Source organism: Halolamina rubra (assembly GCF_000739555.1).
In the GTDB taxonomy this organism is placed as follows: Archaea; Halobacteriota; Halobacteria; order Halobacteriales; family Haloferacaceae; genus Halolamina; species Halolamina rubra.
The window spans coordinates 23,683-47,331 of record NZ_BBJN01000022.1; the positions used below are offsets into that span (position 1 = coordinate 23,683).

The window sequence follows — 23,649 nt, forward strand, 5'->3', positions numbered from 1 at the left end:
GACAGCGACAGCATCTCGGTCGTTGGCGTATTGTGACCGCACCGCGGCTGTCGGCGCGACACGCGAGTCCCTCCGTGGACGACCCAGAACGAGGGGTGAGCGACCGTAGGGGAGCGAACCGGCTGGGGAGGCTGTGGCCGCGGCGCGGTGCGGTAGGCGGTACAACAGGTCGAGCACACTCCGCGGTGACGTTCCCGGTAGAACCGTCAAACTCCGCGGTCCCGTTCGTGGGCAGAACAATCCAACCGAACACTACCTCGGCGAGCCACCGACCGAACGCCCAACAAACGTATCGCCGCTACCCAGTCGACTCCTGGATCTCGTCGCTGCGGTCGCCGGCGACGACGCCGTCCTCGGTCTCGACGTACACGTCGTCGGCGAACCCCTCCGCGGCGTGGGGGTGGTCGGGGTCGTCGAGCTTCGCCGGCGTCGACGGCGCCTCGGGGATCTCCCGGTCGCGGAACTCCCCGAGCGGGTCGTCGATGGTGATCTCGTGGCTCTCGAAGAAGTCGGCGTAGCGGTCGTAATGCTCCTCGACCTCGTCGACCGGGAACTCCATCATCTCCGTCCAGCCGTGGTTGTAGAAGTCGAAGTTCGCCTGCAGGTGGGTGATCTCGCGGGCCTCGGCCTCCGGGTAGCCGGCCGAGAGCGCGGCGATGTACGTCGCCATCGTGCAGTCGAAAAAGGCCTCCATGTGTGGCTCCCGCTCCTCGCGGTGGCCGTCCTCGGCGCGGTCGCCGAACACGCCGACGTGGAGATCGACCAGTTTGTCGTTCATCATCTCCCCGACGACCGGCATCGTGAGCGCCTGCTTCGCCGCGAAGTGGCGAACGTTCTGGCGGAGCTTCATCGACCGGCAGTAGCGCGGCGACGGCCTTCAACCCACCGAGAGTGCGAGATGTGGGTACGGTTCCCCTACCGAAAGCCGTATGGTAACCCACATTAACCCCCACTGCCAAACTGCAGGCCATGAGCGAATCGTTCGTGATCATCGGCGATGGGGTCGCCGGGAGTTCGGCGGCGGAGACGTTACGGGAGAACGATCCCGACGCCGACATCACGGTCATCACCGACGAGGGGGAAGCTCTCTACAACCGTATTCTGATCAAGGAGTTCGCGAAGGGGAAGCTCCCCGAGGCCCCCATCTCCATTCACGACGAGGAGTGGTACGCCGAGCGGGAGATCGACCTCCAGCTCAACACGCTCGTCGTCGACATCGACACCGACGGCCAGGTCGTCACGAGCCACCAGGGCGACACGTACGAGTACGACAAGCTCCTGCTCGCCACCGGCGGGACGCCCGCTCAGCTCCCGGTCGACAACTCCGACGCCGAGGGGATCCACCACTTCTGGACGTTCGAGGACGCCCGCAAGATCAAGGCCGACGTCGAGGCGGCCGACACCGGCGTCATCGTCGGCGCGGGGCTGCTGGGCATCGACTTCGCGGCCATCTGTGGCGCCCAGGACGTCGACGCCAACTACCTGATGCGCGGTAACGCCTGGTGGCGTTACGCGCTCAGCGAGGACGGCGCCGAGATCATCCACAACGCGCTCCGCGAGCGGGGCGTCACCCCCGTGTTCGACTCCGGCGTCGACCACTTCGAGGTCGACGACGACGGCCGCGTCGAGTCCGCGGTCGACCCCGACGGCGAGGAGTACGACGCCGACTTCGTCGGGGTCGCGATCGGGCTGGACATCAACACCGAGATCCTCCGCGGCACGGGACTGGAGTACGACGCCGACGGTATCGTCGTCGACGAGCACATGCGGACGAACCTCGAGAACGTGTACGCCGCGGGCGACTGCACGAAGTTCAACGACCTGATCCTGGGCGACCAGGCCCAGAACGGTGCGTGGGGCTCGGCGAAGGCCCAGGGCGAGTGCGCCGCCAAGAACATGCTCGACTACGGCGACGACGAGTTCCGCTGGGTCTCCTCGTACTCGATCACCCACTTCGACTTCCCGTTCCTCTCGTTCGGCCACCCGACGATGGGCGACGACAGCGTCGAGGCCAAGTACTCCGACACGGAGTGGCGCCGCCTGGCGCTGAAGGACGGCCGCATCGTCGGCGGCGTCCTGATCGGCGACCTCGCGCCCCAGTCGGCGTACAAGCAGCTGATGCGTGAGGGCACCCACGTCGGCGACGAGAAGGAGAAGCTGGTCGAGAAATCGTTCAGCGTCGACGATCTGGAAGCTCCCGTCGCCGACGACTGACGGCCGCAACCGACGTTTTCTCAGCTCGAACCCGCAGCCAGTCGACGCCGACGACACCGAAGTCGTTTTGCGGCGACCGCCCCCAGTGCGGGTATGGACTCCGGCGGCTCCTCCGACATGACGCTCGCGTTCGAACTGGACGCGCTGAAGTCGCTCGCCGACCCGAACGCGGTGTTCAACGACGCCCGCGGGTGGACGAGCTACGTCGGCGTGGTGAGCGACAAGCCCACCTACGTCGTCACCAACTTCACGCGAAAGGAGCGCATCCGACAGGACTTCTTCTCGGGCCCCCGCGGCGTCGAGGAGAGCCTGGAGAACGTGAAACGCCAGTTCGACACCGAGCGCCACGTGTTCGTCGGGACCGGCGAGGAGCACCGCGAGCAGGCCGAGGCGACCGGCTGGGAGTACCTCCCCCTCGACGACGCCGCGGAGGCTGCAGGCTGGGAGCTCGCGGAGGACGGCGACGACACCGATCACTTCGAGGAGGGGGAGCAGCGCGACGATTGGCCCTAGCCAGCCACGGCTCACGACCGACGCCGACGACGGTCGGCGTCGCGGAGACTACGCCGTGGCTGTGCCGTAGCCACTAACTGCACGAACAGGAGCGACCGCCGTGTCGCTCCGTCGAGACTACGCCGTGGCTGTGTCGTAACCACGCACGGCAAACGAACAGGAGCGACCTCCGTGTCGCTCCGTCGAGACTACGCCGTGGCTGTGTCGTAACCAGCCACGGCTCACGACCGACGCCGACGACGGTCGGCGTCACGGAAACTACGCCGTGGCTGTGTCGTAGCCGCTAACTGCACGAACGAACAGGAGCGACCGCCGTGTCGCTCCCCCGCGCCAGCGCCGTCACTCACGCCCGCGCGTGCGCCAGCGCGCGTGCCGCTTCCAACAACACTAATCGCCCCGGGGAACTGAGTAGTGGTAATGAGTCACCAGCTTCCGGACGTGCAGGCCGACGAGCCCGACGTGACCGTGGGGCTGAGTCAGGTCGGCGTCACGGGCGTCGAGAAGCTCGTCGAACTCGAGGGCGACGACCGGCCGTACGTGCTGACCGCGGAGTTCTCCGTCTACGTCGACCTCCCCAGCCGCCGCAAGGGGATCGACATGAGCCGGAACATGGAGGTGATCGACGAGGTGCTCGAGGACGCCGTCGACGGCGAGACCGCCCGCGTCGAGGCGCTCTGTGGCGACGCCGCCGAGCGCCTGCTGGCGAAACACGAGTACACCACGACCGCCGAGGTCCAGATGGAGGCGGAGTGGATGCTCAAGGAGGAGACGCCCGCCAGCGGCCGCCCCACCCAGAGCACCGTCGACATCGTCGCCTCCGCGACCGCCACCGACGAGGGGACCGAGGAGGAGATCGGCTGCCGGGTCACCGGGATGACCGTCTGCCCCTGCTCGCAGGGGATGTCCGAGTCCCGCGCCCGCGAGACGCTGGCGGACCTCGGCGTCGACGACGAGACCGCCGAGGCGTTCCTCGACGAGGTGCCCCAGCCCGGCCACTCCCAGCGCGGCCACGCGACGCTGACGGTCACGCAGGACGCCGAGCCCGAGGTCGACCTGATGGAGCTGATCGACATCGCGCGGGACAGCATGAGCGCCCGGATCTACAACATGGCCAAGCGTCCCGACGAGGATCACATGACGTACGCGGCCCACGCGAACGCGAAGTTCGTCGAGGACTGCGTGCGCTCGCTGGCGGAGGGCGTCGTCGACGCCTACCCCGACCTCGACGACGAGGCAGTGATCTACGTGAAACAGGAGAACGACGAGTCGATCCACCAGCACGACGCCGTCGCCGAGCGCGAGGTCGCGATGGAGCGGCTCCGCGAGGAGCTCGCGGCCTGACTACTCCGGGACGGTCAGCGGCGTCGCGTCCGCCCACCGCGGGTCGAACGTCTCCCGCACGTCGGCGGTGAACCCGCGATCTTTCAGGTCGAGCATCGCGAACGGCTCCCGCGGCGTCAACGGGTTGGGGATCTCGATACACGCCTCGACGCCGTCGATCAGGTGGAACGAGCCGCTGACCTGCTCGGTCGTGCGCACCTCGAAGGCGTCGTGGTCGGCCAGCTCCTTCTCGTAGCGCTTCAACACCGTGTTCGGGAGCGTCTCGATCAGTTCGGGGCCGAGCAGCACGTCGACCTCGGCGCCGCGGTCGAGCGCGCGCTGGAGCGCCGCCGTCACCTCGCCGCCGTACTCGCCCACGTCGAACTGCGGCGTCGGGCCGCCGGCGACGGTGATCACGTGCTCGGTGGCGGTGTCGAGCCGCTCCAGCAGGAGGTCGGCGCTCTCCTCCGGGCCGACGACGGCGGTCCAGAACCCCTCCTCGGTCGGGACGCCGGCCTCGAGGTCGCCCTCCAGTTCGTCGACGGCCGCCTCGTACTGTGACTCCTGCTCGGCCAGCTCGTCGCGTTTGGCCTCGAGCAGGCGATCCAGCGCGGCCTCGGGCTCGACGGCGACGTACTTCTTGGGGCGGCTCGCAGCCTGGCTCCGGGCGAGCCCCCGGCGTTCCAGATCCTTCAGCACGTCGTACACCCGCCCCATGGGCACGTCGCTGGACTGTGAGAGGTCCTTCGCCGTGCTGGGGGAGTCGTCCAGCAGCGCCCGGTAGGCCCGAGCCTCGTACTCGGAGAGCCCGAGATCGCGCAAGCTTGCCATGCTCCACGCTCACACGCTGTGCGTTCAAAAACTCACCGGACGTTTACCCGTGGCTCCAGTTTCGCCGAGTTTCTCTACTCCAGCCGGGCGACACGCTCCATCAGCGCCTCGGGGTCGCTCGCGGGGTCGTCGACGCCGAGAACCCGTGCCGTGCCGCGGTCGAGGTCGGGCGCGACCGACTCGTCGGCGTCGGGGACGACCACCTTCTCGTGGTCGGCGATCCGGAGCGCGGCGCGGTGGAGGTCGCTCCCGGGGTCGTCGGCGACGGCGACGGTCAAGGGGTCGTGGACGAGCCGGCTCGCGGCCGTCCCGTACTCCGCGACCTGCACGCCGACGCGGTGGGAGGCGCCGGCGAAGGCGCCGACGGTCTCGCGGGCGACCTCGCGGTACGACTCCTCGCCGGTCAGCGCCGCGAGGTCGACCAGCGCGTTCGCCATCGCGGCGTTGCCGTCGAGCGGTCGGAGCGGGCGGTCGAGCAGGCCGGGGCCCTCGGCGGGCCCGTCGCGGAACGAGCCGTCCTCGTGGAGCGTCTCGATCGCGTGGTCGGCGACGGTGCTTGCCACGTCGGCGCCGTAGCCGAGCGTCTGCTCCGCGCGGGTGAACGCGCCGACGACGGCGGCGACGTCCGAGAGCACGTCCCGCGGCCCGGTCCGCCCGCGCTCCCGGAAGTGGACGACGGAGCCGTGCTCGAGCAGGTCGCGTTCGAGGTAGTCGAGCACGCGGTCGGCGTACTCGCGGGCCCGCTCGTCGTCGGTGTAGCCGTGGTAGGCGAGCAGCCCGTCGGCCGCGAGCGCGTTGCCGCCGGCGTACGCCGTCAGGTCGGTGCGCGGCGAGCGATCGTTCGCCCGCTCCTCCGCCGACTTGCGCCAGTACTCCGCGCCCTCGCCCGGGCCGACGCTGCCGCCGACGGCGACGCCGGCCCAGAGATCGTCGGTCAGGAACTTGACGGTCGACTCTGCGGGCTCGCGGTAGGCCTCCTCGCCCGTGTAGACGTAGGCGTGGGCGAACGCCCGTAGCAGGGTCGCGTTCGTGTCCAGCAGCTTCGCGTGGTGGACGTCGCCCCAGTCCTGCCGGCCGGCGTAGCGGAAGAACCCCCCGGCAACCTCGTCGTGGAGGTGGTCCCGGATCGCGTCGAGGGTCCGGAGGGCCTGGTCGCGCTCGCGTTTGAGCGCGAACTCGACGGTACGGGCCAGTGGGAACTTCGCGTTCTGCCCCCAGCCGGCGAAGCGCTCGTCGAACTTCTCGTCGAGCTGGCCGGCGAGCTGCTCCTCGATGGCGGCGTCGACCTCACCCGCGGGCGGGAGGTCTCCCGAGAGCGCGCGCGGGACGCGGCCGGCGTCGTCGCCCTTCTCGGCGTAGTTCTCGGCGACGCGGTCCAGCACCTGCCGCATCCCGTCGGGCGCGAGCGCGGTCGCCGTCGAGAGCAGCTCCCCCTCCGGGGTGAGGAAGACGGTCGACGGGAACCCGCCGGCAGCGTAGCGCTCGCGCACCCGCGGTCGGCGGTCGGCGTCGACGCGCACCGGGACGAACCGGTCGTTGACGTTGGCCGCGACGTTCGGGTCGGCGTAGGTGGTCGCGTCCATCTCATGGCAGTCGACACACCACGTCGTCGAGAGCGAGAGCAGTACGGGAACGCCGCGGTCTCGAGCCTCGTCGAAGGCGTCCGCCCCCCACTGGCGCCACTCGACGCGGGTCTCCTCTTGCATGCGTGAACGTGGGTGTGTTTCGCGGTAAAGCGTGTCGAACGCGGGACTGGGAAACGCGAAGGAGTGGAACGACTGAGCGGCAAACAGTCCCGGAAAGCGAGCGGGGAACGACGTGACCCGCGAGCAGGAGTCGAGATCGGGAAACGTCGCGACCAGTCGGAGCGACGGCAACCAGTCCCGGAGCGTCGAACGGCGAACGAAGTGAGGGAGGTCGAAGCCACACGAGGCGTCGACGCCACGCCGGCCGCACGAACTATGCCGACTCGGACCGAACTGTGGCGTATGTCCGACGACCCGAACATCGACGTCGACGTGGAGATCGAAGTCGAGGTGGACAGCCACGAACTGGAACTCGAGGCGGGCGACGAGCGCGAGGTCGAGGCCGAACTAGAGACCGACGGGATCGAGATCGAAGTCGAACTCGAGATCGAGGGGCTCGAACCCCACGACGAGTGGGAGGAGTTGGTGGAGGGCGAGGAAGAAGCGGATGAGGAAGAAGGTGAGGACGAGGAAGTGGAGGCGGAGGAACCAGACGAGGAGGAGTCGGACGACGACGAGGCTGAAGCGGCGGAAACGGACGAGGAGTAGCCACGGAGCGGCGGCCTTTTAGCCCGCCAGCCCCCTCTCTCGAGCATGTCGAACGCAGGCGCCGAGCGGGTGGAGCTACCGTGCGGGGAGACGGTCGCGCTCACGTCGCTCGACCTCGGGATGCGCGAACTCGACTGCGACTGCGGGGAGCGCCACGGCGTCGTGATGGATATGCACCCGCCGACGCGCTTCTTCCCCGAGTTCCTGGTGGAGACCCTCGACGACGTGGTCGAGACGACGAGCGAGGAGATGCCGGACTTCGGCACCCCCCACCTGATGGGGATGGTGATGGAGGAGTTCCCCGAACAGATCGCCGTCGCCGACGCGACCGACGAGGGTGACGTGGGGTTCGCGATGGTGTGGATCTCGGGGTTCGACGCCCGCCGGCTCCACGAGGTGATCGTGGAACTGGTGATCGAGATGATGGAGCACGCGGTCTCCCACGCCGAGAGCGACCGCGCGATGACCGAGTTCGAGGAGCAGATGCTCGAGTTCGACGTGACGGAGTTCGTCGACCAGTACCGCGACGAGCGCGACCTCGACCCCGAGCCGTACGCCTAACTCCTCGCCTCGTCGCGCCGTGTGCCCGCCGTGGCTCGATAACGTCCCACTCCGGAAGCGTTCCTCCGCCGCGGGAATCGCCGCAATCGCTTTGCGCGCGCTCGGGCTACGATCGCGTATGCAGCTCGGACTGATCCTGGAGACGAACGATCCGGAACGGGTGTGGAACGCGTTTCGACTCGCGAACACGGCGCTCGAGTCGGGCCACTCGGTGGAGACGTTCCTCCTCGGCGACGGCGTCGACGCGCCCGACCTCGATCACGAGAAGTTCAACCCCCACGGGGTGATGCGCAAGTACGCGAACGACGGCGGCACGCTGCTGGCGTGTGGCACCTGTCTGGACTCGCGGGACATCGAGCCCGACGAACTCCGCCCACGGTCGACGATGGACGACTGCTTACGGGTCGTCGAGGACGCCGACAAGGTGCTCACGATCGGGTGACCGGCGGCGCCGGATCGTCACGGACCGGCGGCCGGACTACCGGCTCTCCCGCTGCTCGACCTTGTTCAGTTCTATCAGCAGCCGGAAGATCGCCTTCACGAGGTTCGAGTCCACGTCGAAGCGCTCGGCGTTCTCGCCGGCGCGGTCCATCACCGCCTGCTCCTGGTCCTCGTCGGTCGTCGGCAGCCCCTGTTCGGCCTTCACGTCGGCGATGGTGTCGGCGACGTAGGTGCGTTGAGCGATGAGTTCGACCAGCTCCTGGTCGATCTGCTGGATCTCCTCGCGCAGTTCCTCCAGGGTCATGTCGTCGGGTGTTCGGTCGGTCATAGGTATCGTCCTCCGGTCGATCGAGTGGCCGTCCGCAGCGTCTCCCCCGGGCGCTCGCGCCACAGCGCCTCGACGCGTTCCAGCCCGTCGGCGTCGCCGACGGCGACGACGCTCGGCCCCGTCCCCGAGAGCGAGACGCCCGCGGCGTGGGGCATCGCCTCGACGGCCGGGTCGGCCGAGAAGCCGAGCGCCGCCGAGAACGCGAGCCCGTTGACGGTCATCGCCCGGGCGTACTCGCCGTCGAGCGCGAGCTCCTCCACGAGACGGGCCATCGGCGCCACCAGCTCGCAGCGCTCGGCGTCGGCGTCCGCGGAGTAGGCGCGCTCGGGCGGCGTCCAGACGAGTGCGTCCCAGTCCACCTCCTCGCGGGCGAGCAGCTCGTCCTCGGTGTTGTCGGTGACGGTGAGCCCGCCGAGCATCGACGCGCTGGCGTCGTCGAACGCGCCGGTGACGGTGACGCCGGCCTCCCTCGCCGCCCCCACGCCGACCCGGCAGGCGTCCTCGAGGTCGACGATGCCCGCGAGGCCGAGCGCGTCGACGGTCGCCAGCACGGTCGCGTTCGCGGCCGCGGAGGACTCTTCAGCCCCGCGGCGGTCGGCACCTCGCTCTCGGTCCGGACCGTGCCGCCGACCGCCGCCGGGTCGGGAGCGTCGGCGGTCGCGGCCGGATCGTCGCCCCAGCGCTCAACGGTGCGGGCGACACAGCGCTCGATCAGTTCGGTGTCGGCGTCGGGCTGGCCGGCGATCTCGCCGACCACCTCGCCCGAGCCGTCGAGCTCGACGTGCGCGCTGGTCTCGAAGTCGAGTGCGAACGCCGACCCGCGGCCGGTGGCGAGCGCGTTGAGCACCGTCCCCGCCCCGGGGGCGGCGGCGTGGCCGTCCATGGGTAGTGGCGGGGGGTCGCCGTCATGAACTTGGTGGTCGCGGCTACCCGACCCGCGTTACAGCAGCCTGGCGCCGGCAGTCGAGATCCGCGTCCGGTTGGGGAGCACGCCCTCGGCGCCGACGCCGACGACCGTCTCGCCGAGCATCGCCATCGTCGCCGTGCCGCCGGCGTCCTCGACGCGGGCCACGTCGTCGACGACGCGCTCGGTCGGGAGGTCGAGCGCGCGGGCGAACGGCCAGGAGCGCTCGATCACCCCCCGGGGCGTCGGGGACGAGGGGAGAGCGTCGAGCACCGCCCCGCCCTCCGTGCGGACCCGGGCCATCAGCTCCTCGTCGGCGAGCGCGTCGGCGGTCGAGAGCCCGCCGTAGGAGGCGTACTCCACCGGCTCGTCGGTCGCGACGCGCTGGCGTCCGTCGCCGACGTTGTACACCAACCCCCCGGCCTCCTGGACGAACACGTCGCCCAGCCCGGTGCCGGCGGCGACCTCCGCCTCGTGGCTGTCGTCGAGGAGCTGCTCGCGGGAGCGGCCGAGGTCGAAGCGTTCGTTCGCGGCCAGCGCCGTCGCGAGCGTCGCGGCGCCGCTGGCGCCGAAGCCGGCGCCCAAGGGGACCTCCGGCCGCACGTCGACGCTGGCTGTGACGCCGAGTCGGTCCAGCACGCGGCTCACCGGCTCGAACGCGGCGGGCTCGCCGTCGACGGCGACGGTCGTCTCCGCGGCGGCGTCGACCGAGACGGTCACGCCGTCCTCGAGCGCCACGCTCGCGCCGCGGGAGCCGGATTCGGACGCCGCGGGCGCGAACACGGCCGTCACGCTGGCCGGGGCAAACGCGTCCATGCTTCGGGAGAGGGAAGCGCCGTAGTTGAGTCGTGTGGTTCCGGCCCGTCGGCGCCGCATCGGGGCAGGACCCCCGCACGACGGCGTCTCGGTCCCGAAACACTCAAACGCGGACCCCGACAAGCGATAGCCATGGAACTGCGGGTCATCGAGAAAACCGAGGAGGAACTCCGCATCGAGGTCGCCGGCGAGGGGCACACGTTCATGAACGTCCTGAAGGGGACGCTGCTGGAGAACGACGACGTGGCCGCCGCGACCTACGACGTGAACCCCGAGCAGTCGGGGGGACAGACCGAACCGATCCTCTCGATCACGACCGAGGGCGACGCCGACCCGCTGGACGTGCTCGAGGACGCCGCCGGCGACGTGCGTCAGAAGACCGACGCGCTCCGTGACGCGTTCGAGTCGGCGTCCGCCTAGCTTCGTTCTCGCTCCCAGCGCTCGACGCGTCCGAGAGAGGTTTCGTACCGACGCTTCGATCCGTGAGCGACGCGGCTCTCGTCAGATCCGGACGGGGATCCCGCGCTCGGCGAGGTACTGTTTGACCTCCTGGATCGTGTACTCCTCGTAGTGGAAGATCGACGCCGCGAGCCCGGCGTCGGCGTCGGCCTCGGTGAACACCTCGTACATGTCCGCGGGCGAGCCACAGCCCGAGGAGGCGATCACCGGCGTCGAGACGGCGTCACACACCGCGGAGGTCAGCGGGATGTCGTAGCCGTCCTTCGTGCCGTCCTTGTCGATCGAGTTGACGAACAGCTCGCCCGCGCCGCGGGACTCGGCCTCCTCGGACCACTCGACGGCGTCGATGCCGGTCCCCTCGCGGCCGCCCTTGACGGTGCACTCGAACCAGCAGGACTCGCCGTCGATACGCTCGTAGTGTTCGCCCTGTTCGTCGTAGCGCCGGCGGGCGTCGAGCGAGATGACGATACACTGCGAGCCGAACGCCTCGGCCCCGCGGTCGATCAGGTCGGGGTTCTCGATGGCGCCGGAGTTGATGCTGACCTTGTCCGCGCCGGCGCGGAGGGTCTCCTTGATGTCGTCGGTGGTGCGGATGCCGCCGCCGACGGTCAGCGGGATGAACACCTCGTCGGCGACTGCCGAGACGGTGTCGAGCATCGTCTCGCGACCCTCCGCGCTCGCGGTGATGTCGAGGAACACGAACTCGTCGGCGCCGGCCTCGTTGTAGCGTTTGGCCATCTCCACCGGGTCGCCGGTGTACTCGAGGTCCTCGAAGTTGACGCCGGTGTACACCGCCGGTTCGCCGTTCTCGTCTACGTCCACGTCGATGCAGGGGATGACCCGTTTGGTGAGCGTCATTGTGTGGGCTGGGCGGAATCGGTGGGCGCTCCGCGCATACGCTCGCTGGGCGGGCCACCCATTTGCACGTTACGGAAGGAGCGACCGCGCCGACTCCGGCCCCGTCGACGCCGGCGTGACAGTCGCCGGAAGCGATTTACGGTGTCCGACCCCACGTCAGCACATGGTCGACGCCACGGAGCGAGACGGGATGACGTGGTACCAGTGTGAGCACTGCGGCCTGCTGTTCGACGAGGAGAGCGACGCCAGCCAGCACGAGGAGAACTGCGCCGGCGACGAACCCGACTACCTGCAGTAGGCAGGGGCCGACTGGTCCCGTCCCGTAACGCTACTCTTCGGCCTCGTCGGCGCCCACGATCTCGAAGCTCTGCTCGCCCCAGTCGTCCTCGACGAACACGAACACCCGGCCGCGGGCCTCCTCGGGGTCGGCCTCGACCTCGATGCGCCGGCCTTCGGCGTGCCGAGCGATCACGCCCGGGAACACCTCCTCCGCCTCGCCGGGGTCGAGCATCACCCGGCCGACGCCGGTGTCCTCGAGGATCTCGTCTTCGGTTTTCAGGTCGTTGATGTACAGCATCACCCCCTCGCTCTCGGTCGGATCGGTGACGAGCAGGTGACACTCCTTCCCCGGGCCGGTCCGGACCGACTCCTCCTCGGCGCTCGGAACCCCGCGGTAGAGCGTGTCGCGGCCGTCCTGGTACTCGACGACGACGCCCTCCTCGCGGAGCTCGACGCCGACGGTGCCGGGGGCTACGTCGTTCCGGTTGGACATACCCGCCGTTGCGGCCGGGGGCGCAAAAGAGCCGCGTCACGTGACTGCGACCGCGACGGATCGCCGGGGGGCGGACTCAGCGCATCCCCGGCGGCGGCCCATCGTCGTCGTCGTGGTCGATGTCCACGTCCAGCCCCATCTCCTCGCGGCGCTCCCGGAGCTCGCCGATCTTCCGCCGGTAGTAGCCGACGCCGACGATCGCGACGCCGACGAGCCCCGCCAGGAGCCCGGCGAACAGCTGCACGTCACGCGGGAGGTAGAACCGCACCGAGAGGCTCTCCCTGGTGATCTCGGTCCACTCGATCGTGAGGCGGCCGTCGACGACCGTCTTCGAGTCGGGCGCGGGGACGATCCGGCCGAACAGCGGCACCGACGCCTCGCGGTTCTCCGGGAGGACGACGACGTAGTTGCCGCCCTCGACGGCGACGGGGTGGGTGAACTGCTTCGGCGTGCTCTCGCCGGAGTAGGCGAGCCGGCCGTCCTCGCCCGGCGGTTCGATCACGAGGTGGTTGTTCTGGGTGCGCACGTCGCCGCCGTGGTCGCCGAACGCGGAGCCGTTGACGACGGTGCCGTTGGGGTAGCGGTAGCGCAGCGAACTGATCGTGAGCGGCTCGTCGGTGCCGAGGAAGCCGGGTCGGGAGAGCCTGATGCTGTCGTTGACCGCCGACACGTCGTACACCGCGCGGTAGGTGACGTCGCTCGTGACCGTGACGTGCACGTCGCCCTCGGCGTCCCAGTCGTATGGCTGGGCCGGCGCCTCGTCGAGCCGGTCGGCGCTGGTCGGGCCGCCGCCGAGGCAGCCGCTCAGCGCGAGCATGCCGACCAGCGCCAGCAGCGCGAGGTGTCGACGGTTCATCCTTACGGGACGACGGCCTTCAGTTCGGCCGGGAGGTACTCGCCGACGCTGGCGAGCAGTCCGGGCGGGTCGGTGCCCTCCGCACAGACGACGCTCTGTTCGAGCAGGCCGAGTCGCTCGACGGTGATCACGTCACGTGCGTGGCCCGCGCGGTTGAGCGTCGCGCGCACCTCGCCGCGGGTCGCGGAGTTGACGTTGAGCCGGCCGCCCGAGTCGGCGCCGTCGTCGTCGCTCCGGCCCCAGTCGTACAGGGTGTCCCGGCTCTCGTCGGCGAGCCGGTGGTCGCCGTCGGCGTCGTACACGAACTGCAGCGGCGTGTGCTGGACGACGCCGAAGCGGTCACGGATCTGCGAGGGGTCGCCGGGGCCGAGGCCGAGCTGGTCGCGCGAGATCTCGATCGGTTGGCCGGCGTCGAGAGTCCAGCCCTCGTCGTCCCAGTACTGCAGCGTGCCGACGTACGTCTCGCCGTCCTCGAAGTGGTCGGTGATCTCGCCCCAGCGCTCCCGGAGCAGGTTGCGGGCGACCGTCTCGTCGTCGCCCTCGACGGTGACCGAGACGAACTCGTCGTCGAGGACGCCGATGGTCCACTCCACGTCGAGCTCGGCGAGGTCGTTGGCGACCAGCGAGTCGAGGCTGTCGAGCGCGCGCTCGCGGGCGTCGCCCTCGACGTAGCACTTGGTTGCGAGGACGACCATCAGGCGGCCTCGAGGTTGAGTTCGTCGCGGAGCTGGTCGAGTCGCCACTCCATGGCCTCGACCATGCGGGTGTTCTCCATCGCCTCGAGCTGGGTGCCGCACTCGGGGCACTCGAAGCCGAACTCCATCGCTTCCTCGAACTCGAAGCGCAGCGAGCAGCTCTCACACAGGTAGAACTGGTGTTCGCTCTCGTACTCCAGGCGCTGCTCCAGCGCGTCCGCGAGCCGGTGCATCTCCTCCTCTAAGTTCTCCGGGATGTTCTCGTAGTGGAACGTCCAGAGGTAGGTGAGCCAGCCCGAGTCCTCGTCGCGGACCCGGCGGTACGCCGCCAGGTCGTTCTCGTAGAGGATGAACAGCGCGCGGCGGACGTCGTTGAGTTCGAGGCCGAGTTCCTCGGCCAGTTCCTCGTCGGTCACTTCGCCGTCCGGCGGGGCGGCGGCGACGGGCATCCCCGTCGGACCGACCAGGTCGTGGAGGTACTTCTGAATCACCGGGTCCTCCAAGAGTTCCTCAAAAGCCATTGCGGTGACGTAAAAGGGGGAACCGCTTCAACGTTGTGGGTTACAGGTGTACTGCGCTGGAGGTTCGGGTCGCTCTGTGGTCGGACTTGTCGTTGCTGCCCGAATCAGCACCACCGTGAAAGCCCCTCCCCGCTCGACTCCCGCGGCTCGCTGCGGTCCTCGGCTCGCGCTGCTCGCCTGTGGTCCTTGCGTCGCCGGGGTTCGTCGAGCAGGCACCCCCTTTCAGTCCCGCCCGACAGCACAGCCCACGAACCTCCCCAGCCGACTCGCTCCTTCGCTTCCGCTCAGTCGCTCATCCCTCGCGCTCGCCTCGCGCACGGCGGCGCGAGCGCTTCGCGCCACTGCAGAACTGTCCCCGTGGGTGTCGCCGCCCGCGAACTCACTCGTCGTCGATCGCGCCGTCGTCGACGGTCCCGTCCGCGTCCACGTCCTCCGGATCGACCACGCGCTTCCCGGTCTCCATCGGGACCACGCGCTGCTCGCCGCCCGCCCACTCGCGGTCGAGTTCGTCGCCGTCGAACAGGCGGTCGAGGAAGACGGCGAGGCCGGCGACCTCGGAGTGGGGCTGGTTGGTGACGCCGACGTTCCAGTCAGCGTTCTCGTACACCTCGAACGGCACCTTCTCGCCGCCGACGACGATCAGGATCGGCTCGTCGGCGTAGACCTCGCGGATCTCCGCTTCGACGGTCTGGACCTCCTCGCCGTACATCGTGAGGTGGACGACCGTCCCTTCCCAGTTCCGGATGATCGCGCGCTGGTCCTCGCGGAGCTCCACTTCGAACGGGCCGCCGAAGCGCGCGGTGATGTCCCGCACCGTCTCCGCGGACTGGCCGGCGTTGTCCGGGAACACCACGCGGTCGGCCCCCAGCGCGCGGGCGGTGAGCCCGACGTGGGTCGTCATGCGGTCGTCCCGGCCCGGCCGGTGGCCGAACCGCAGCACGCAGCACTCCGGCGCTCCCTGCATACCTCCGGAGAACGGGTGGCGAAGGGTGGCGCTTTCGGTTTCCGGCCGCCGCGTTCCGGAACGCACTTCCCCGAACCCGAACAGTCGCCGACATGGACCTCAGCGGCAAGAACGTGGTCGTCACCGGCGGCGCGGGACTGGTCGGCTCCCACCTCGCGGGGACGCTCGCCGACGGGAACGACGTGCTGGCCGTCGACGACCTCTCGAAGGGCGATCGCGAGGCGGTGCCCGACGGCGTCGCGTTCGAGCGAGCGGACGTGCTCGACCCGGACGACGTGGCCGACGTGATCACCGAGGAGACCGACGTGGTGTTCCACTTCGCGGCCCACACCGACGTCCGCGTCGACGACCCGGCGGAGGAGCGCCGCGTGTTCGAGGAGAACACCGAGATGACGTACAACGTCCTCGAGCGCATGCGCGAGGTCGGCTGCGACGCGCTCGCCTTCACCTCCTCCTCGACGGTGTACGGCGAGGCCCCACGGCCGACGCCGGAGGAGTACGCCCCGCTCGAACCGATCAGCATCTACGGCGCCTCGAAGCTCTCCGACGAGGGCGTCGTCTCGACGTTCGCCCACTCCTACGGGATCCAGTCGTGGGTGTTCCGCTTCGCGAACATCGTCGGCCCGCGCCAGCGCGGCAACGTGATCCCGGACTTCATCCAGAAGCTGCAGGACGACCCCGAGACGCTCACCATCCTCGGCGACGGGAAGCAGGAGAAGTCCTACCTCCACGTCGCCGACTGCGCCGCGGCGATCCGCGACGTGGTCGAGCGCGCCGACGACGCGTACAACGTGTACAACCTCGGCTCGAAGACGACCACCTCCGTCGTCGACATCGCCGACATCGTCGCCGACGTGATGGGGCTGGCCCCCGAGTACGAGTTCACCGGCGGCGACCGCGGCTGGACCGGCGACGTGCCGAAGATGCGGCTGGACACGAGCAAGCTCGCGGAGCTGGGCCACGACGTGCCCGAGGACAGCGACGCGGCGGTCAGGCGGGCGACCGAGCAGCTGTACGACGAACTCAGCTAACGCGGCTGCGGTGCAGCCTCAGACCAGCACCGTCTCCTCGGCGCGGAGCTCCCGCTCGCGACACGTCAGTTCGGCGACGACGAAGTACTCGCCGGGGTCGGGGTCGCTCCAGGCGGCGTCGAACGTGCGGCTCCCGCCCGCCGGCACGGTCTCCGAGCCCACCACCTGCGCGAACATCTGGTCGGCGTCGGAGCGCCAGATCGGCGCCGTCTCGTCGTCGGCGCCCGCGGGGTACACCGAGACGCGGAGCCGTTGGGCGTCCGCGAACGATAGCTCGACGGGCTCGTCGCCCGCGTTCTCGACAGTGAGTTCGAACGCGAGCGCGCCGTCGCGTCGCCGGCTCTCGAGGGAGGGTTCGAGCACGTCGGGAGATCCGCCGACGCGGTGAAAAAGCTTCCCGCTACGCCTCGTCGCGCATGTCCGGCGGCAGCAGGTTCGGGATCCCGTCCTCGATGGGGTAGGACTCGCCGCAGTCCGTACAGGTCAGCGTCCCCGAGATGATCTCGCCGTCGTCGCGCTCCTCGGCGTCGAGTTCGAGCTCGTGTTTGTCCATCGGGCAGCAGACGATCTCCATCAGCGACTCCTTCATGCGCCACAACTGGGGTCGGGCGGGGCAAAAGGCTGCGGGTTCCGCGAGCCTACTTCAGGTAGCGCTCGTAGGCGGAGCTGAACGCGCCCGAGGCCTCGGTGAGCGCGTCCCACTCGTCGAGGCCGCGCTCGATACGGGTGCCGCGGATCGTGTTGTCGAGCACGAACGCGACGATCCCGCCGACGGCCATCCCCGTGCCGCCGACGACGTAGATCGTGTCGGCGACGATCTGCAGCGTCGCGTCGGGCAGCACCGACGCGGTCAGCACCGGGCCGACGACTGGCGTCGCCGCCACGCCCTCCGCGAACGCGGCGGCGCTGCCGACGTTGCCCATGTACGCCGGCATCGCGAGCCCGAGGAACAGCGAGATGCCGACGATGAAGGCGTTGCGCGAGGAGTCGAGGTCGACGTGTTTCAGGTTCGAGAGCCCGACCGCGGCGATCTGCCCGAACATCGCGACGTAGAGCCCGCCGACGATGGGGTTCGGGATGGTGGTGATCAGCGCGCCGAAGTAGCCGACGAACCCCGCGATCAGCATCAACACGGCGCCGACCTGGATCACGAACCGCGAGGCGACGCCGGTGAGGCCGATGGCGCCGATGTTCTCGGAGTAGGAGGTCGAGCCGTTCCCGGTGCCCATGATCCCCGCGAACAGCGTCGCGGCGCCCTCGGTGCCGATCCCGTGGTTGATGCGGCGGGCGGAGGGCGCGCGCTCGCCGGCGAGGCGGGCGACGGCGTGGTAGTCGCCGAACGACTCGATCATCGACGCCACGACGCCCGCGAACATGCCGATGATGAAGGAGGTCCGGAACGTCGGCATCCCCCACTGCAGCGGCATCGGCACCTGGATCAGGCTCGCCTCCGCGACGACCGAGAGGTCGACGAACGCGGGCGAGCCCGACGGGACGATCCCGAGCACCGAGAGCGCGGTCGCGAGGAGCCACGCGGCGGCGATCCCGAGCAGGACGGGGTAGAGCCGGAACACGCGGTGGGCGGTGTCGACGTACTGGCTGAAGCCGACGATCAGGAGCACCGTCAGCCCGAGCAGCCACCAGGCCTGCTGGGCGGCGGCGACCTGGGGCGCGCTGAACAGCGAGAGCCCGATCAGCGCGATCGTCGGCGCGATGACCACGGGCGAGAGGTACTGCTTGAGCCAGCCCATCACGCCGAGGTAGCCGAACACGATCTCGACGACCCCGCCGACGATGATCGCGCCCTGCAGCGCGAGGATCGCCTGCTCCCAGTTGCCCGTGCCGACGAAGCCGATGATCGCCAGCGCGGGCGCGAGCATCGAGAACGTCGCCCCCTGGACGATCGGGTAGCGGTTCCCGACGACCGTCTGGAGCAGCGTCCCTACCCCGGAGACGACGAAGAACGTCCCGATGTACAGCGGCTGGACCTCAGAAGGCATCCCCATCGCGGTCGCGAGCGCGAGGGGGACGGCGATGTTCGCGCCCACCATCGTGAGGTAGTGCTGGAGCCCCAGCAGCGCCGACTCGACGGTCGGCGGGCGCTCGTCGACGCCGTACTCGACGTCGCTCGACTGTTCGACCGATTCGGATCCGGGTTCGCCCGCCGTCCCCGCCGGCGGTGTCTCCGGGTTGGACGCTCCGGTCATCGACTGTCTACCCGAACCGTGCTCGTTCTCCCCTAAATACGCCCCACATCCGCGTCCGAGGAGCCGCCGGTCGCGAGCCTACTCCCAGGGGGTGTGTCGCTCGACCGTCTGGTCGCGGTCGGGGCCGACGCCGACGGCGTACACCGGCGCGCCGAGTTCGCCTTCGAGATACTCGAGGTAGTCGCGACACGCGGCGGGGAGCGCGTCGTACCCCTCCTCGGCGACGGCGCTCCAGTCCTGCTCGCTCCAGGTCTCGAACGCCCGGAAGTTCGGCTCACAGCGAGCCCACTCCTCGGTCGTCGCCGGGACCGTCTCCCGGGTCTCACCGTCGAGCTCGTAGCTGTGGCATACCTTCAGTTCGTCCAGCCCGGCGAGCACGTCGACGTGGTTCACCGCCAGCCCGGTGAACGAGGAGCGCCGCGCGGCGTGACGAAGCATCGGCACGTCGAGCCAGCCGATCCGGCGCGGGCGGCCGGTGACGGTGCCGAACTCGCCGCCCTTCTCGCGGATCTCGTCGGCGAGATCGGCCTCGCCGTCCTCCATCTCCGTCGGGAGCGGCCCCTCGCCCACGCGGGAGAGGTACGCCTTCACGATGCCGACGATCTCGCCGGCGCCGACGACGCCGGGGCCGACGCCGGAGCCGACGGCGGCGCCGCCGGCGGTCGGGTTCGAGGAGGTGACGTTCGGGTAGTTGCCGTGGTCGATGTCGATGCTCGTCCCCTGGGCGCCCTCGAACAGCAGGTTCCCGCCCGACTCGTGCTGCTCGTAGAGGAAGTCGCCGGCTTCGACGAGCATGTCGTTCTCCCGGAGGCGCCGGCCGTACTCGGCGAACTCCGCGACCAGCTCGTCGACGTCGAACTCGACGCCGGCGTCGATGCCGTACACCTCCTCGGCGATGTCGCGCTTGTTCGCGACGGTGTACTCGAGGCGGCTGCGGAGCACGTCCGTGTCGAGCAGGTCGCCGACGCGGACGCCGCGGCGGCCGGCCTTGTCCTCGTAGGTGGGGCCGATGCCGCGGCCGGTGGTGCCGACCTTCATGTCGGAGTCCTCCTTGTCGGCCTCCTCGATGCTGTCGAACACGCGGTGGTACGGCAGGATCACGTGTGCGCGCTTGGCCACGCGCACGTCGGGGTCGAGCCCCTTCTCCCGGAGCGTCTCGATCTCGTCGAACAGCGTCCGGGGGTTGACGACGCAGCCGTTGCCCAGCACCCCGGTCTTCCCGCGGACACAGCCGCTCGGGACCAGCGAGAGCTTGTACTCCTCGCCCCCCTCGACGACGGTGTGGCCGGCGTTGTCTCCGCCCTGATACCGCACGACAGTGTCGGCTTCCTCGCCCCAGCGGTCGACGAGTGCGCCTTTGCCTTCGTCGCCGAGTTGCGCCCCGACGATTGTGACGGTCATACGCGGCGATTCTGTAGCGCCGGCTAAACCGATTACGATGCGGCCATCCCGGCCCGGACCCGACCGCGACGGCGGTTCCGGCGCGCTGCCGGCGCCAGAACGGTTAACTACCGGCCGTGTGTAGCTTACTCACTCAGTAACACGCCGGCGGCGAGGGGAAGTTTTAACCTCTCCCAAGAGAAGTTAACATACAGCATGATAGATCGACTTGAGAAAGAGGTGGATATGCTCGAGCGACACCTCCAGGTCCTCCGGATGGTCATCGAGAACGAACCGATCGGCATCGTGAAGATGTCGAACGAGACGGGCTACCCCCACCACAAGGTACGCTACTCGCTGCGAGTGCTCGAGGAGGAGAACCTGATCGAGCCTTCGAGCCAGGGTGCGATCACCACCGACCACACCGCAGAGTTCGTCGAGGACCTCGACGAGAAGCTCGACGACACCGTCGACAAGCTGCGCGACATGCGGATCGACTCGGCGCCGGAAGCCGAGAACTAACTTCTACTGCGGACTACAGTTCCGGCACGCTGACGTGGAACTCGCCGTCGCGGGTCTCCACCAGACTCAGGTGGTAGCCGTCCTTCCGGGAGAGCTTCACGAAGCTCTTGCGCTTGCCGCGGCCCAGGAACCCGCCGCCGGTCGCCTCCTCGGCGGTCTCCAGCGCCCCCGGCTCGTAGTAGCTCGACGTGACGAAAAACGCCGCCGCGAGCCCCTCGTTCGTCTCGCCGACGGGCGTCGCGTTCCGGAGCAGCGACTCGAGCATCGGCTCGGTCGCTGGCTCGCGTGAGCTGTTCAGGTCGGTGACGATCAGCGGTTGGCCCATCCGGTCCCGGATGACGACGTCGAAGTCGGCGCTCTCCTCCTCGGCCGCCTCGCCGAGGTCGACGCCGCCCCGGAACTCGATCCGGTCGATCTCGGGGATGCCGCCGAACAGCTTCCCCATCGCGGTCTGGTTGCGCGTCTCGCGCACGTCGTGCAGCAGCGACCGCGTCAGCCACTCGACGAACCCGTACTCGACGGTGCCCCGGAGCCACTCGTCGTACGGCTCGCCGTCGACGACGACGCCGTCGGCGTCGAACTCGGTGTGGTGCTCCAGCCGGAGGTTGTCGTTGACCGCCTCGCGGTCGGCGTCGCCGTTGTGGGCGTCCTCCAGCGTGGGGCCGCCCTTGCGCTCGTAGCGGACGAACAGGCTCGTCCCGGCCATCGCCTCCTCGGGCGACATCTCGCGGTCGCCCTCGGGCATGTACTCCTGGGCGGCCTCGAGCTCGGTCTCGGCGACGCGGAGGTCGTCCTCCAGCTCGTCGACGGTCGATCGGAGCTCCGCCACCTCTTCCTCGAGCTCGTCGGCGGTCGCCACCGCGTCGTCTCGCTCGCGCTCGAGCCGGTCGCGCTCCTCGGCGAGCCGGTCGGTCTCGGCCTCCAGCTCCTCGACGCGCTCCTGCAGTCGGTCGCGCTCCTCGCGCAGCGCCGACAGCTCCTCGCTGGTGGCGCCCGTCGCGCTCCCGGCGGCGCCGGCGGGTTCGGACGCGCTCGCGGTCTCGGCCGCGCGCTCCTCGGCCGGCGGCTCGGCCGACTCGCTCGCCTCCGCCATCGAGACCGACTCCTCGGGGTCGAGCGCGGGGATCGTCGTCGTCTCGCGCCACTCGGACTCGCCCTCGAAGCGACCAGCCGAATCGGACCCCGCCGACGCCCCGGCGGGTTCGCTCGCCGCCGCCGTCGACGCGTCCTCGCCGTTGGCCATCGCCGCCTCGGCGGCCTCCGTCGCGGACCGCTCCCGCCCGGCGGACGCCGTCTCGGTGGCCCCCGTCGACGCCGCGTCGGCGCCGTCGGTCGGCTCGGAGTCAGTGGCCGGCTCCCGGCTCTCGGGCTCCGCCGACGCCTCGGCGGGCGACGACTCCGCCGGCTCGCTGGGCGTCGCCACCTCGCTTTCGGACGCCGCCGGCTCCTCGCTCCCGGCCGCCGACGGCTCGCTGTCGGTCGGCGGCGCCGTCGCGAACTCCTCCGCGGGATCGCGTTCGTCGGCGGCCGACGCGGCCGCCGGCTCGCTCGACGCCGGCTCGTCGTCGACCGCGCCGGCGCCGCCGGCGGCGACCGAGCCGCCCGCCCCGGCCGAATCGGGCACGTCGACGATGTCGATGTCGACCGTCTTGACGCGGTAGATTCCGACCTCGTCGGCCGCGCGCTCGTACGCCTCGTCGCCGGTGAGCCGGCGCTCCTGGTTGCCGACGAACGCGACGGGCATCCGCCGCCCGCCGTAGTACGCGAGGTAGTAATCCCCCGAGAGCACGTTCTCCGAGAGCTCGACGTAGCCGGTGAAGTTGCCCGACTGCAGCGTGCGGTCGACCTCCGACAGCGGCGTCTCCTCCGTGTAGTACTCCCCGCGGACCTCCCCGCCGGTCTCCTGCATCGCGAACAGCAGCGGGAGCGACCGGTCCGGCGCGACGTACGCGGTGCCGTCGGCGTCGGCGAACCGATCCATCCCGCCGTCGAACACGCCGAGCACGCGACCGTTGAGCATGAACAGCCACGCGCCGCCGTCGGTCACGGCGCCCGTGAACTCCCGATCGGCGAACTCACGCAGCCCCGCGTGCCCGCCGGAGAACGGCTCCGAGTCCCACTCGGTCACCCGCTCGACCGTTTCACTCTTCATCTTGGAAGTTTACTCGCCCGGTGCCCTCAAAATACTTTGTGGAGCACTCCCCGGCCACGAGACAGGCGTCTGACGGGTTCGTCGGTCAGCCGAGCACGCGGACGACCGCAGCGACCGTCGGCGGCCCGAGCAGCGCCAGTCCGAGCGCCTCGACGGCGGTGAACCCCGCCGTCGGCGGCGACGCTCCGGTGACGGCCAGCCAGAGCACGCCGGCGGCGGCGACGCTGATGCCGAAGCTCGCGCCCGCGGCGACCGCGCGCTCGACGGAGCTGGCGACGAGCCCGAGCAGGACGCCGGCGACTGCGAGCCCCGCGGGGTGGACCGCCGTCGCGGCGGCGCCGCCGATCCACGCCAGCGCGGCCGCGGCGTCGGCGGCACGGCCGCGCCGGATCGGCCGGAGGTAGCTCCCGTCGCCGAACAGCGTGCTCGAGCGCTCGCTCACACTCCGAGCCAGCGGCGGAGCGTACATCAATCCACCCACTCGCCGCGGCCCATCGGTTCGGGGGACACGCCCCCGCAAATTTGCGGTACCCAATCGCTTTTGTGAGGCTGTGACGAACCTCGTGACGTGTTACCAGATCCGCCGGAGCTCGGACCCCTGTTCGACCCCGATTCCGTCGCCGTCGTCGGTGCGAGCCCGGACTCGTTCTACGCCGGCAACCTGATCGACAACCTGCTCGACTACGGCTTCGCCGGGGAGCTCTACCCCGTCAACCCCGGCCGCGAGGAGGTCTGGGGTCGCCACTGCTACGACGGCATCGACGACGTGCCCGAGACCGTCGACCTCGTGGTCGTCAGCGTCCCCCGCGAGTACGTCGTCGACGTGGTCCGCGCGGCCGGCGAGCGCGGCGTGCCGACCGCGCTGGTCGTGACGGCGGGGTTCTCCGAGGCCGACGAGGAGGGCGCCGCGCTCGAAGCCGACCTCGCCGCGGCCGCCGACGAGGCGGGGATCCACGTCGTCGGCCCGAACTGCATCGGCGTGATGGCCGCCGCGGGCGCGACGCTCACCT

Annotated in this window: 28 protein-coding genes and 1 pseudogene; 11 read left to right on the top strand and 18 right to left on the bottom strand. The window is 69.9% G+C overall.

The features are described from left to right. Positions 1-298: 298 nt before the first annotated feature. A complete protein-coding gene (locus tag ACP95_RS06455) occupies positions 299-850 on the bottom strand; it encodes a DUF6149 family protein (protein WP_049980421.1) in 552 nt (183 codons plus the stop codon). Between the two features lie 119 nt (positions 851-969). Here ACP95_RS06455 and ACP95_RS06460 point away from each other — a divergent pair, with 119 nt between their 5' ends. The 3 genes from ACP95_RS06460 to mptA all read left to right on the top strand — a co-directional run bounded on the left by ACP95_RS06460 (position 970) and on the right by mptA (position 4,068). Then, positions 970-2,214 carry an NAD(P)/FAD-dependent oxidoreductase gene (locus tag ACP95_RS06460; protein WP_049980422.1) on the top strand — a complete coding sequence of 415 codons (1,245 nt, stop codon included), beginning with the start codon at positions 970-972 and terminating at the stop codon, positions 2,212-2,214. 93 nt (positions 2,215-2,307) lie between these two features. Beyond that, positions 2,308-2,727 carry a DUF7124 domain-containing protein gene (locus ACP95_RS06465; RefSeq protein WP_049980423.1) on the top strand — a complete coding sequence of 140 codons (420 nt, stop codon included), beginning with the start codon at positions 2,308-2,310 and terminating at the stop codon, positions 2,725-2,727. A 417-nt stretch (positions 2,728-3,144) separates the two neighbouring features. Next, complete coding sequence (gene mptA / locus ACP95_RS06470) at positions 3,145-4,068, top strand: GTP cyclohydrolase MptA (protein WP_049980424.1); 924 nt, start codon at positions 3,145-3,147, stop codon at positions 4,066-4,068. Here the strand turns inward: mptA and ACP95_RS06475 are convergent, their stop codons facing one another. Both ACP95_RS06475 and ACP95_RS06480 read right to left on the bottom strand, forming a co-directional pair. After that, a complete protein-coding gene (locus ACP95_RS06475) occupies positions 4,069-4,878 on the bottom strand; it encodes a TrmB family transcriptional regulator (RefSeq protein WP_049980425.1) in 810 nt (269 codons plus the stop codon). A gap of 74 nt (positions 4,879-4,952) precedes the next feature. After that, positions 4,953-6,926, bottom strand: coding sequence for a DUF255 domain-containing protein (locus tag ACP95_RS06480; protein ID WP_272913167.1), 1,974 nt, complete (start codon positions 6,924-6,926; stop codon positions 4,953-4,955). Here ACP95_RS06480 and ACP95_RS06485 point away from each other — a divergent pair. From ACP95_RS06485 to ACP95_RS06495, 3 genes are all read left to right on the top strand, one after another. After that, positions 6,867-7,172 carry a hypothetical protein gene (locus tag ACP95_RS06485; protein WP_049980427.1) on the top strand — a complete coding sequence of 102 codons (306 nt, stop codon included), beginning with the start codon at positions 6,867-6,869 and terminating at the stop codon, positions 7,170-7,172. The genes ACP95_RS06480 and ACP95_RS06485 overlap by 60 nt on opposite strands. A gap of 45 nt (positions 7,173-7,217) precedes the next feature. After that, positions 7,218-7,733, top strand: coding sequence for a DUF5815 family protein (locus ACP95_RS06490; RefSeq protein ID WP_049980428.1), 516 nt, complete (start codon positions 7,218-7,220; stop codon positions 7,731-7,733). A 118-nt stretch (positions 7,734-7,851) separates the two neighbouring features. Further along, the gene (locus tag ACP95_RS06495; protein ID WP_049980429.1) at positions 7,852-8,175 is read left to right on the top strand and encodes a DsrE family protein; all 324 of its coding nucleotides are present in this window, start codon (positions 7,852-7,854) and stop codon (positions 8,173-8,175) included. Positions 8,176-8,211: 36 nt separating this feature from the next. Here ACP95_RS06495 and ACP95_RS06500 read toward each other — a convergent pair whose 3' ends face one another. From ACP95_RS06500 to ACP95_RS06510, 3 genes and pseudogenes are all read right to left on the bottom strand, one after another. After that, on the bottom strand, positions 8,212-8,502 hold the full coding sequence (locus tag ACP95_RS06500) for a chorismate mutase (RefSeq protein ID WP_049980430.1): 291 nt from the start codon (positions 8,500-8,502) through the stop codon (positions 8,212-8,214). Beyond that, positions 8,499-9,385, bottom strand: a pseudogene (locus ACP95_RS06505) (shikimate kinase). Before ACP95_RS06505 ends, ACP95_RS06500 begins: the two are co-directional and overlap by 4 nt. A 57-nt stretch (positions 9,386-9,442) precedes the next feature. Further along, on the bottom strand, positions 9,443-10,222 hold the full coding sequence (locus ACP95_RS06510) for a GHMP family kinase ATP-binding protein (RefSeq protein WP_049980431.1): 780 nt from the start codon (positions 10,220-10,222) through the stop codon (positions 9,443-9,445). 132 nt (positions 10,223-10,354) lie between these two features. On the opposite strand from ACP95_RS06510, the gene ACP95_RS06515 reads away from it, so the two are divergent. After that, positions 10,355-10,642 (top strand): DNA-directed RNA polymerase subunit L, encoded by a 288-nt coding sequence (locus ACP95_RS06515; protein WP_049980432.1) that lies wholly within the window; start codon positions 10,355-10,357, stop codon positions 10,640-10,642. An 81-nt stretch (positions 10,643-10,723) separates the two neighbouring features. Here the strand turns inward: ACP95_RS06515 and hisF are convergent, their stop codons facing one another. After that, on the bottom strand, positions 10,724-11,539 hold the full coding sequence (hisF, locus tag ACP95_RS06520) for an imidazole glycerol phosphate synthase subunit HisF (RefSeq protein WP_049980433.1): 816 nt from the start codon (positions 11,537-11,539) through the stop codon (positions 10,724-10,726). Between the two features lie 163 nt (positions 11,540-11,702). Between hisF and ACP95_RS16450 the strand changes: the two genes are divergently transcribed. Beyond that, on the top strand, positions 11,703-11,837 hold the full coding sequence (locus ACP95_RS16450) for a DUF7128 family protein (protein WP_049980434.1): 135 nt from the start codon (positions 11,703-11,705) through the stop codon (positions 11,835-11,837). Positions 11,838-11,867: 30 nt separating this feature from the next. Here ACP95_RS16450 and ACP95_RS06530 read toward each other — a convergent pair whose 3' ends face one another. The 5 genes from ACP95_RS06530 to ACP95_RS06550 all read right to left on the bottom strand — a co-directional run bounded on the left by ACP95_RS06530 (position 11,868) and on the right by ACP95_RS06550 (position 15,347). Beyond that, a complete protein-coding gene (locus ACP95_RS06530) occupies positions 11,868-12,311 on the bottom strand; it encodes a DUF5796 family protein (RefSeq protein WP_049980435.1) in 444 nt (147 codons plus the stop codon). Positions 12,312-12,387: 76 nt separating this feature from the next. After that, positions 12,388-13,167: a DUF5803 family protein gene (locus ACP95_RS06535; RefSeq protein WP_049980436.1), complete on the bottom strand. Its 780-nt coding sequence runs from the start codon at positions 13,165-13,167 to the stop codon at positions 12,388-12,390. Positions 13,168-13,169: 2 nt separating this feature from the next. Beyond that, entirely contained in the window at positions 13,170-13,862 is a 693-nt protein-coding gene (locus ACP95_RS06540) for a DUF2110 family protein (RefSeq protein ID WP_049980437.1), read from the bottom strand. After that, on the bottom strand, positions 13,862-14,383 hold the full coding sequence (gene tfe / locus ACP95_RS06545) for a transcription factor E (protein WP_049980438.1): 522 nt from the start codon (positions 14,381-14,383) through the stop codon (positions 13,862-13,864). The genes ACP95_RS06540 and tfe overlap by 1 nt, the downstream gene beginning before the upstream one ends. A 379-nt stretch (positions 14,384-14,762) precedes the next feature. Continuing rightward, positions 14,763-15,347, bottom strand: a complete 585-nt coding sequence (locus ACP95_RS06550) for a tRNA (cytidine(56)-2'-O)-methyltransferase (RefSeq protein ID WP_049980439.1) — start codon at positions 15,345-15,347, stop codon at positions 14,763-14,765. Between the two features lie 92 nt (positions 15,348-15,439). On the opposite strand from ACP95_RS06550, the gene ACP95_RS06555 reads away from it, so the two are divergent. Further along, positions 15,440-16,378: an NAD-dependent epimerase/dehydratase family protein gene (locus ACP95_RS06555; protein ID WP_049980440.1), complete on the top strand. Its 939-nt coding sequence runs from the start codon at positions 15,440-15,442 to the stop codon at positions 16,376-16,378. Positions 16,379-16,396: 18 nt separating this feature from the next. Here the strand turns inward: ACP95_RS06555 and ACP95_RS06560 are convergent, their stop codons facing one another. The 4 genes from ACP95_RS06560 to ACP95_RS06575 form a co-directional block, all read right to left on the bottom strand. Then, entirely contained in the window at positions 16,397-16,741 is a 345-nt protein-coding gene (locus tag ACP95_RS06560; protein WP_049980441.1) for a BsuPI-related putative proteinase inhibitor, read from the bottom strand. A 37-nt stretch (positions 16,742-16,778) separates the two neighbouring features. Next, positions 16,779-16,967, bottom strand: coding sequence for a methytransferase partner Trm112 (locus ACP95_RS06565; protein WP_049980442.1), 189 nt, complete (start codon positions 16,965-16,967; stop codon positions 16,779-16,781). A gap of 49 nt (positions 16,968-17,016) precedes the next feature. Beyond that, on the bottom strand, positions 17,017-18,585 hold the full coding sequence (locus ACP95_RS06570; RefSeq protein ID WP_082224607.1) for a uracil-xanthine permease family protein: 1,569 nt from the start codon (positions 18,583-18,585) through the stop codon (positions 17,017-17,019). A gap of 78 nt (positions 18,586-18,663) precedes the next feature. Further along, positions 18,664-19,986, bottom strand: coding sequence for an adenylosuccinate synthase (locus ACP95_RS06575; protein WP_049980443.1), 1,323 nt, complete (start codon positions 19,984-19,986; stop codon positions 18,664-18,666). Between the two features lie 195 nt (positions 19,987-20,181). Between ACP95_RS06575 and ACP95_RS06580 the strand changes: the two genes are divergently transcribed. Next, positions 20,182-20,487 (top strand): hypothetical protein, encoded by a 306-nt coding sequence (locus ACP95_RS06580; protein WP_049980444.1) that lies wholly within the window; start codon positions 20,182-20,184, stop codon positions 20,485-20,487. Positions 20,488-20,500: 13 nt separating this feature from the next. Here the strand turns inward: ACP95_RS06580 and ACP95_RS06585 are convergent, their stop codons facing one another. Both ACP95_RS06585 and ACP95_RS06590 read right to left on the bottom strand, forming a co-directional pair. Further along, entirely contained in the window at positions 20,501-22,639 is a 2,139-nt protein-coding gene (locus tag ACP95_RS06585) for a DUF7527 domain-containing protein (RefSeq protein ID WP_049980445.1), read from the bottom strand. A gap of 85 nt (positions 22,640-22,724) precedes the next feature. Beyond that, a complete protein-coding gene (locus tag ACP95_RS06590) occupies positions 22,725-23,081 on the bottom strand; it encodes a hypothetical protein (RefSeq protein WP_049980446.1) in 357 nt (118 codons plus the stop codon). A gap of 126 nt (positions 23,082-23,207) precedes the next feature. On the opposite strand from ACP95_RS06590, the gene ACP95_RS06595 reads away from it, so the two are divergent. Continuing rightward, positions 23,208-23,649 (top strand): CoA-binding protein (locus ACP95_RS06595; protein WP_202593789.1); only part of this gene is annotated, 442 nt, incomplete at its 3' end.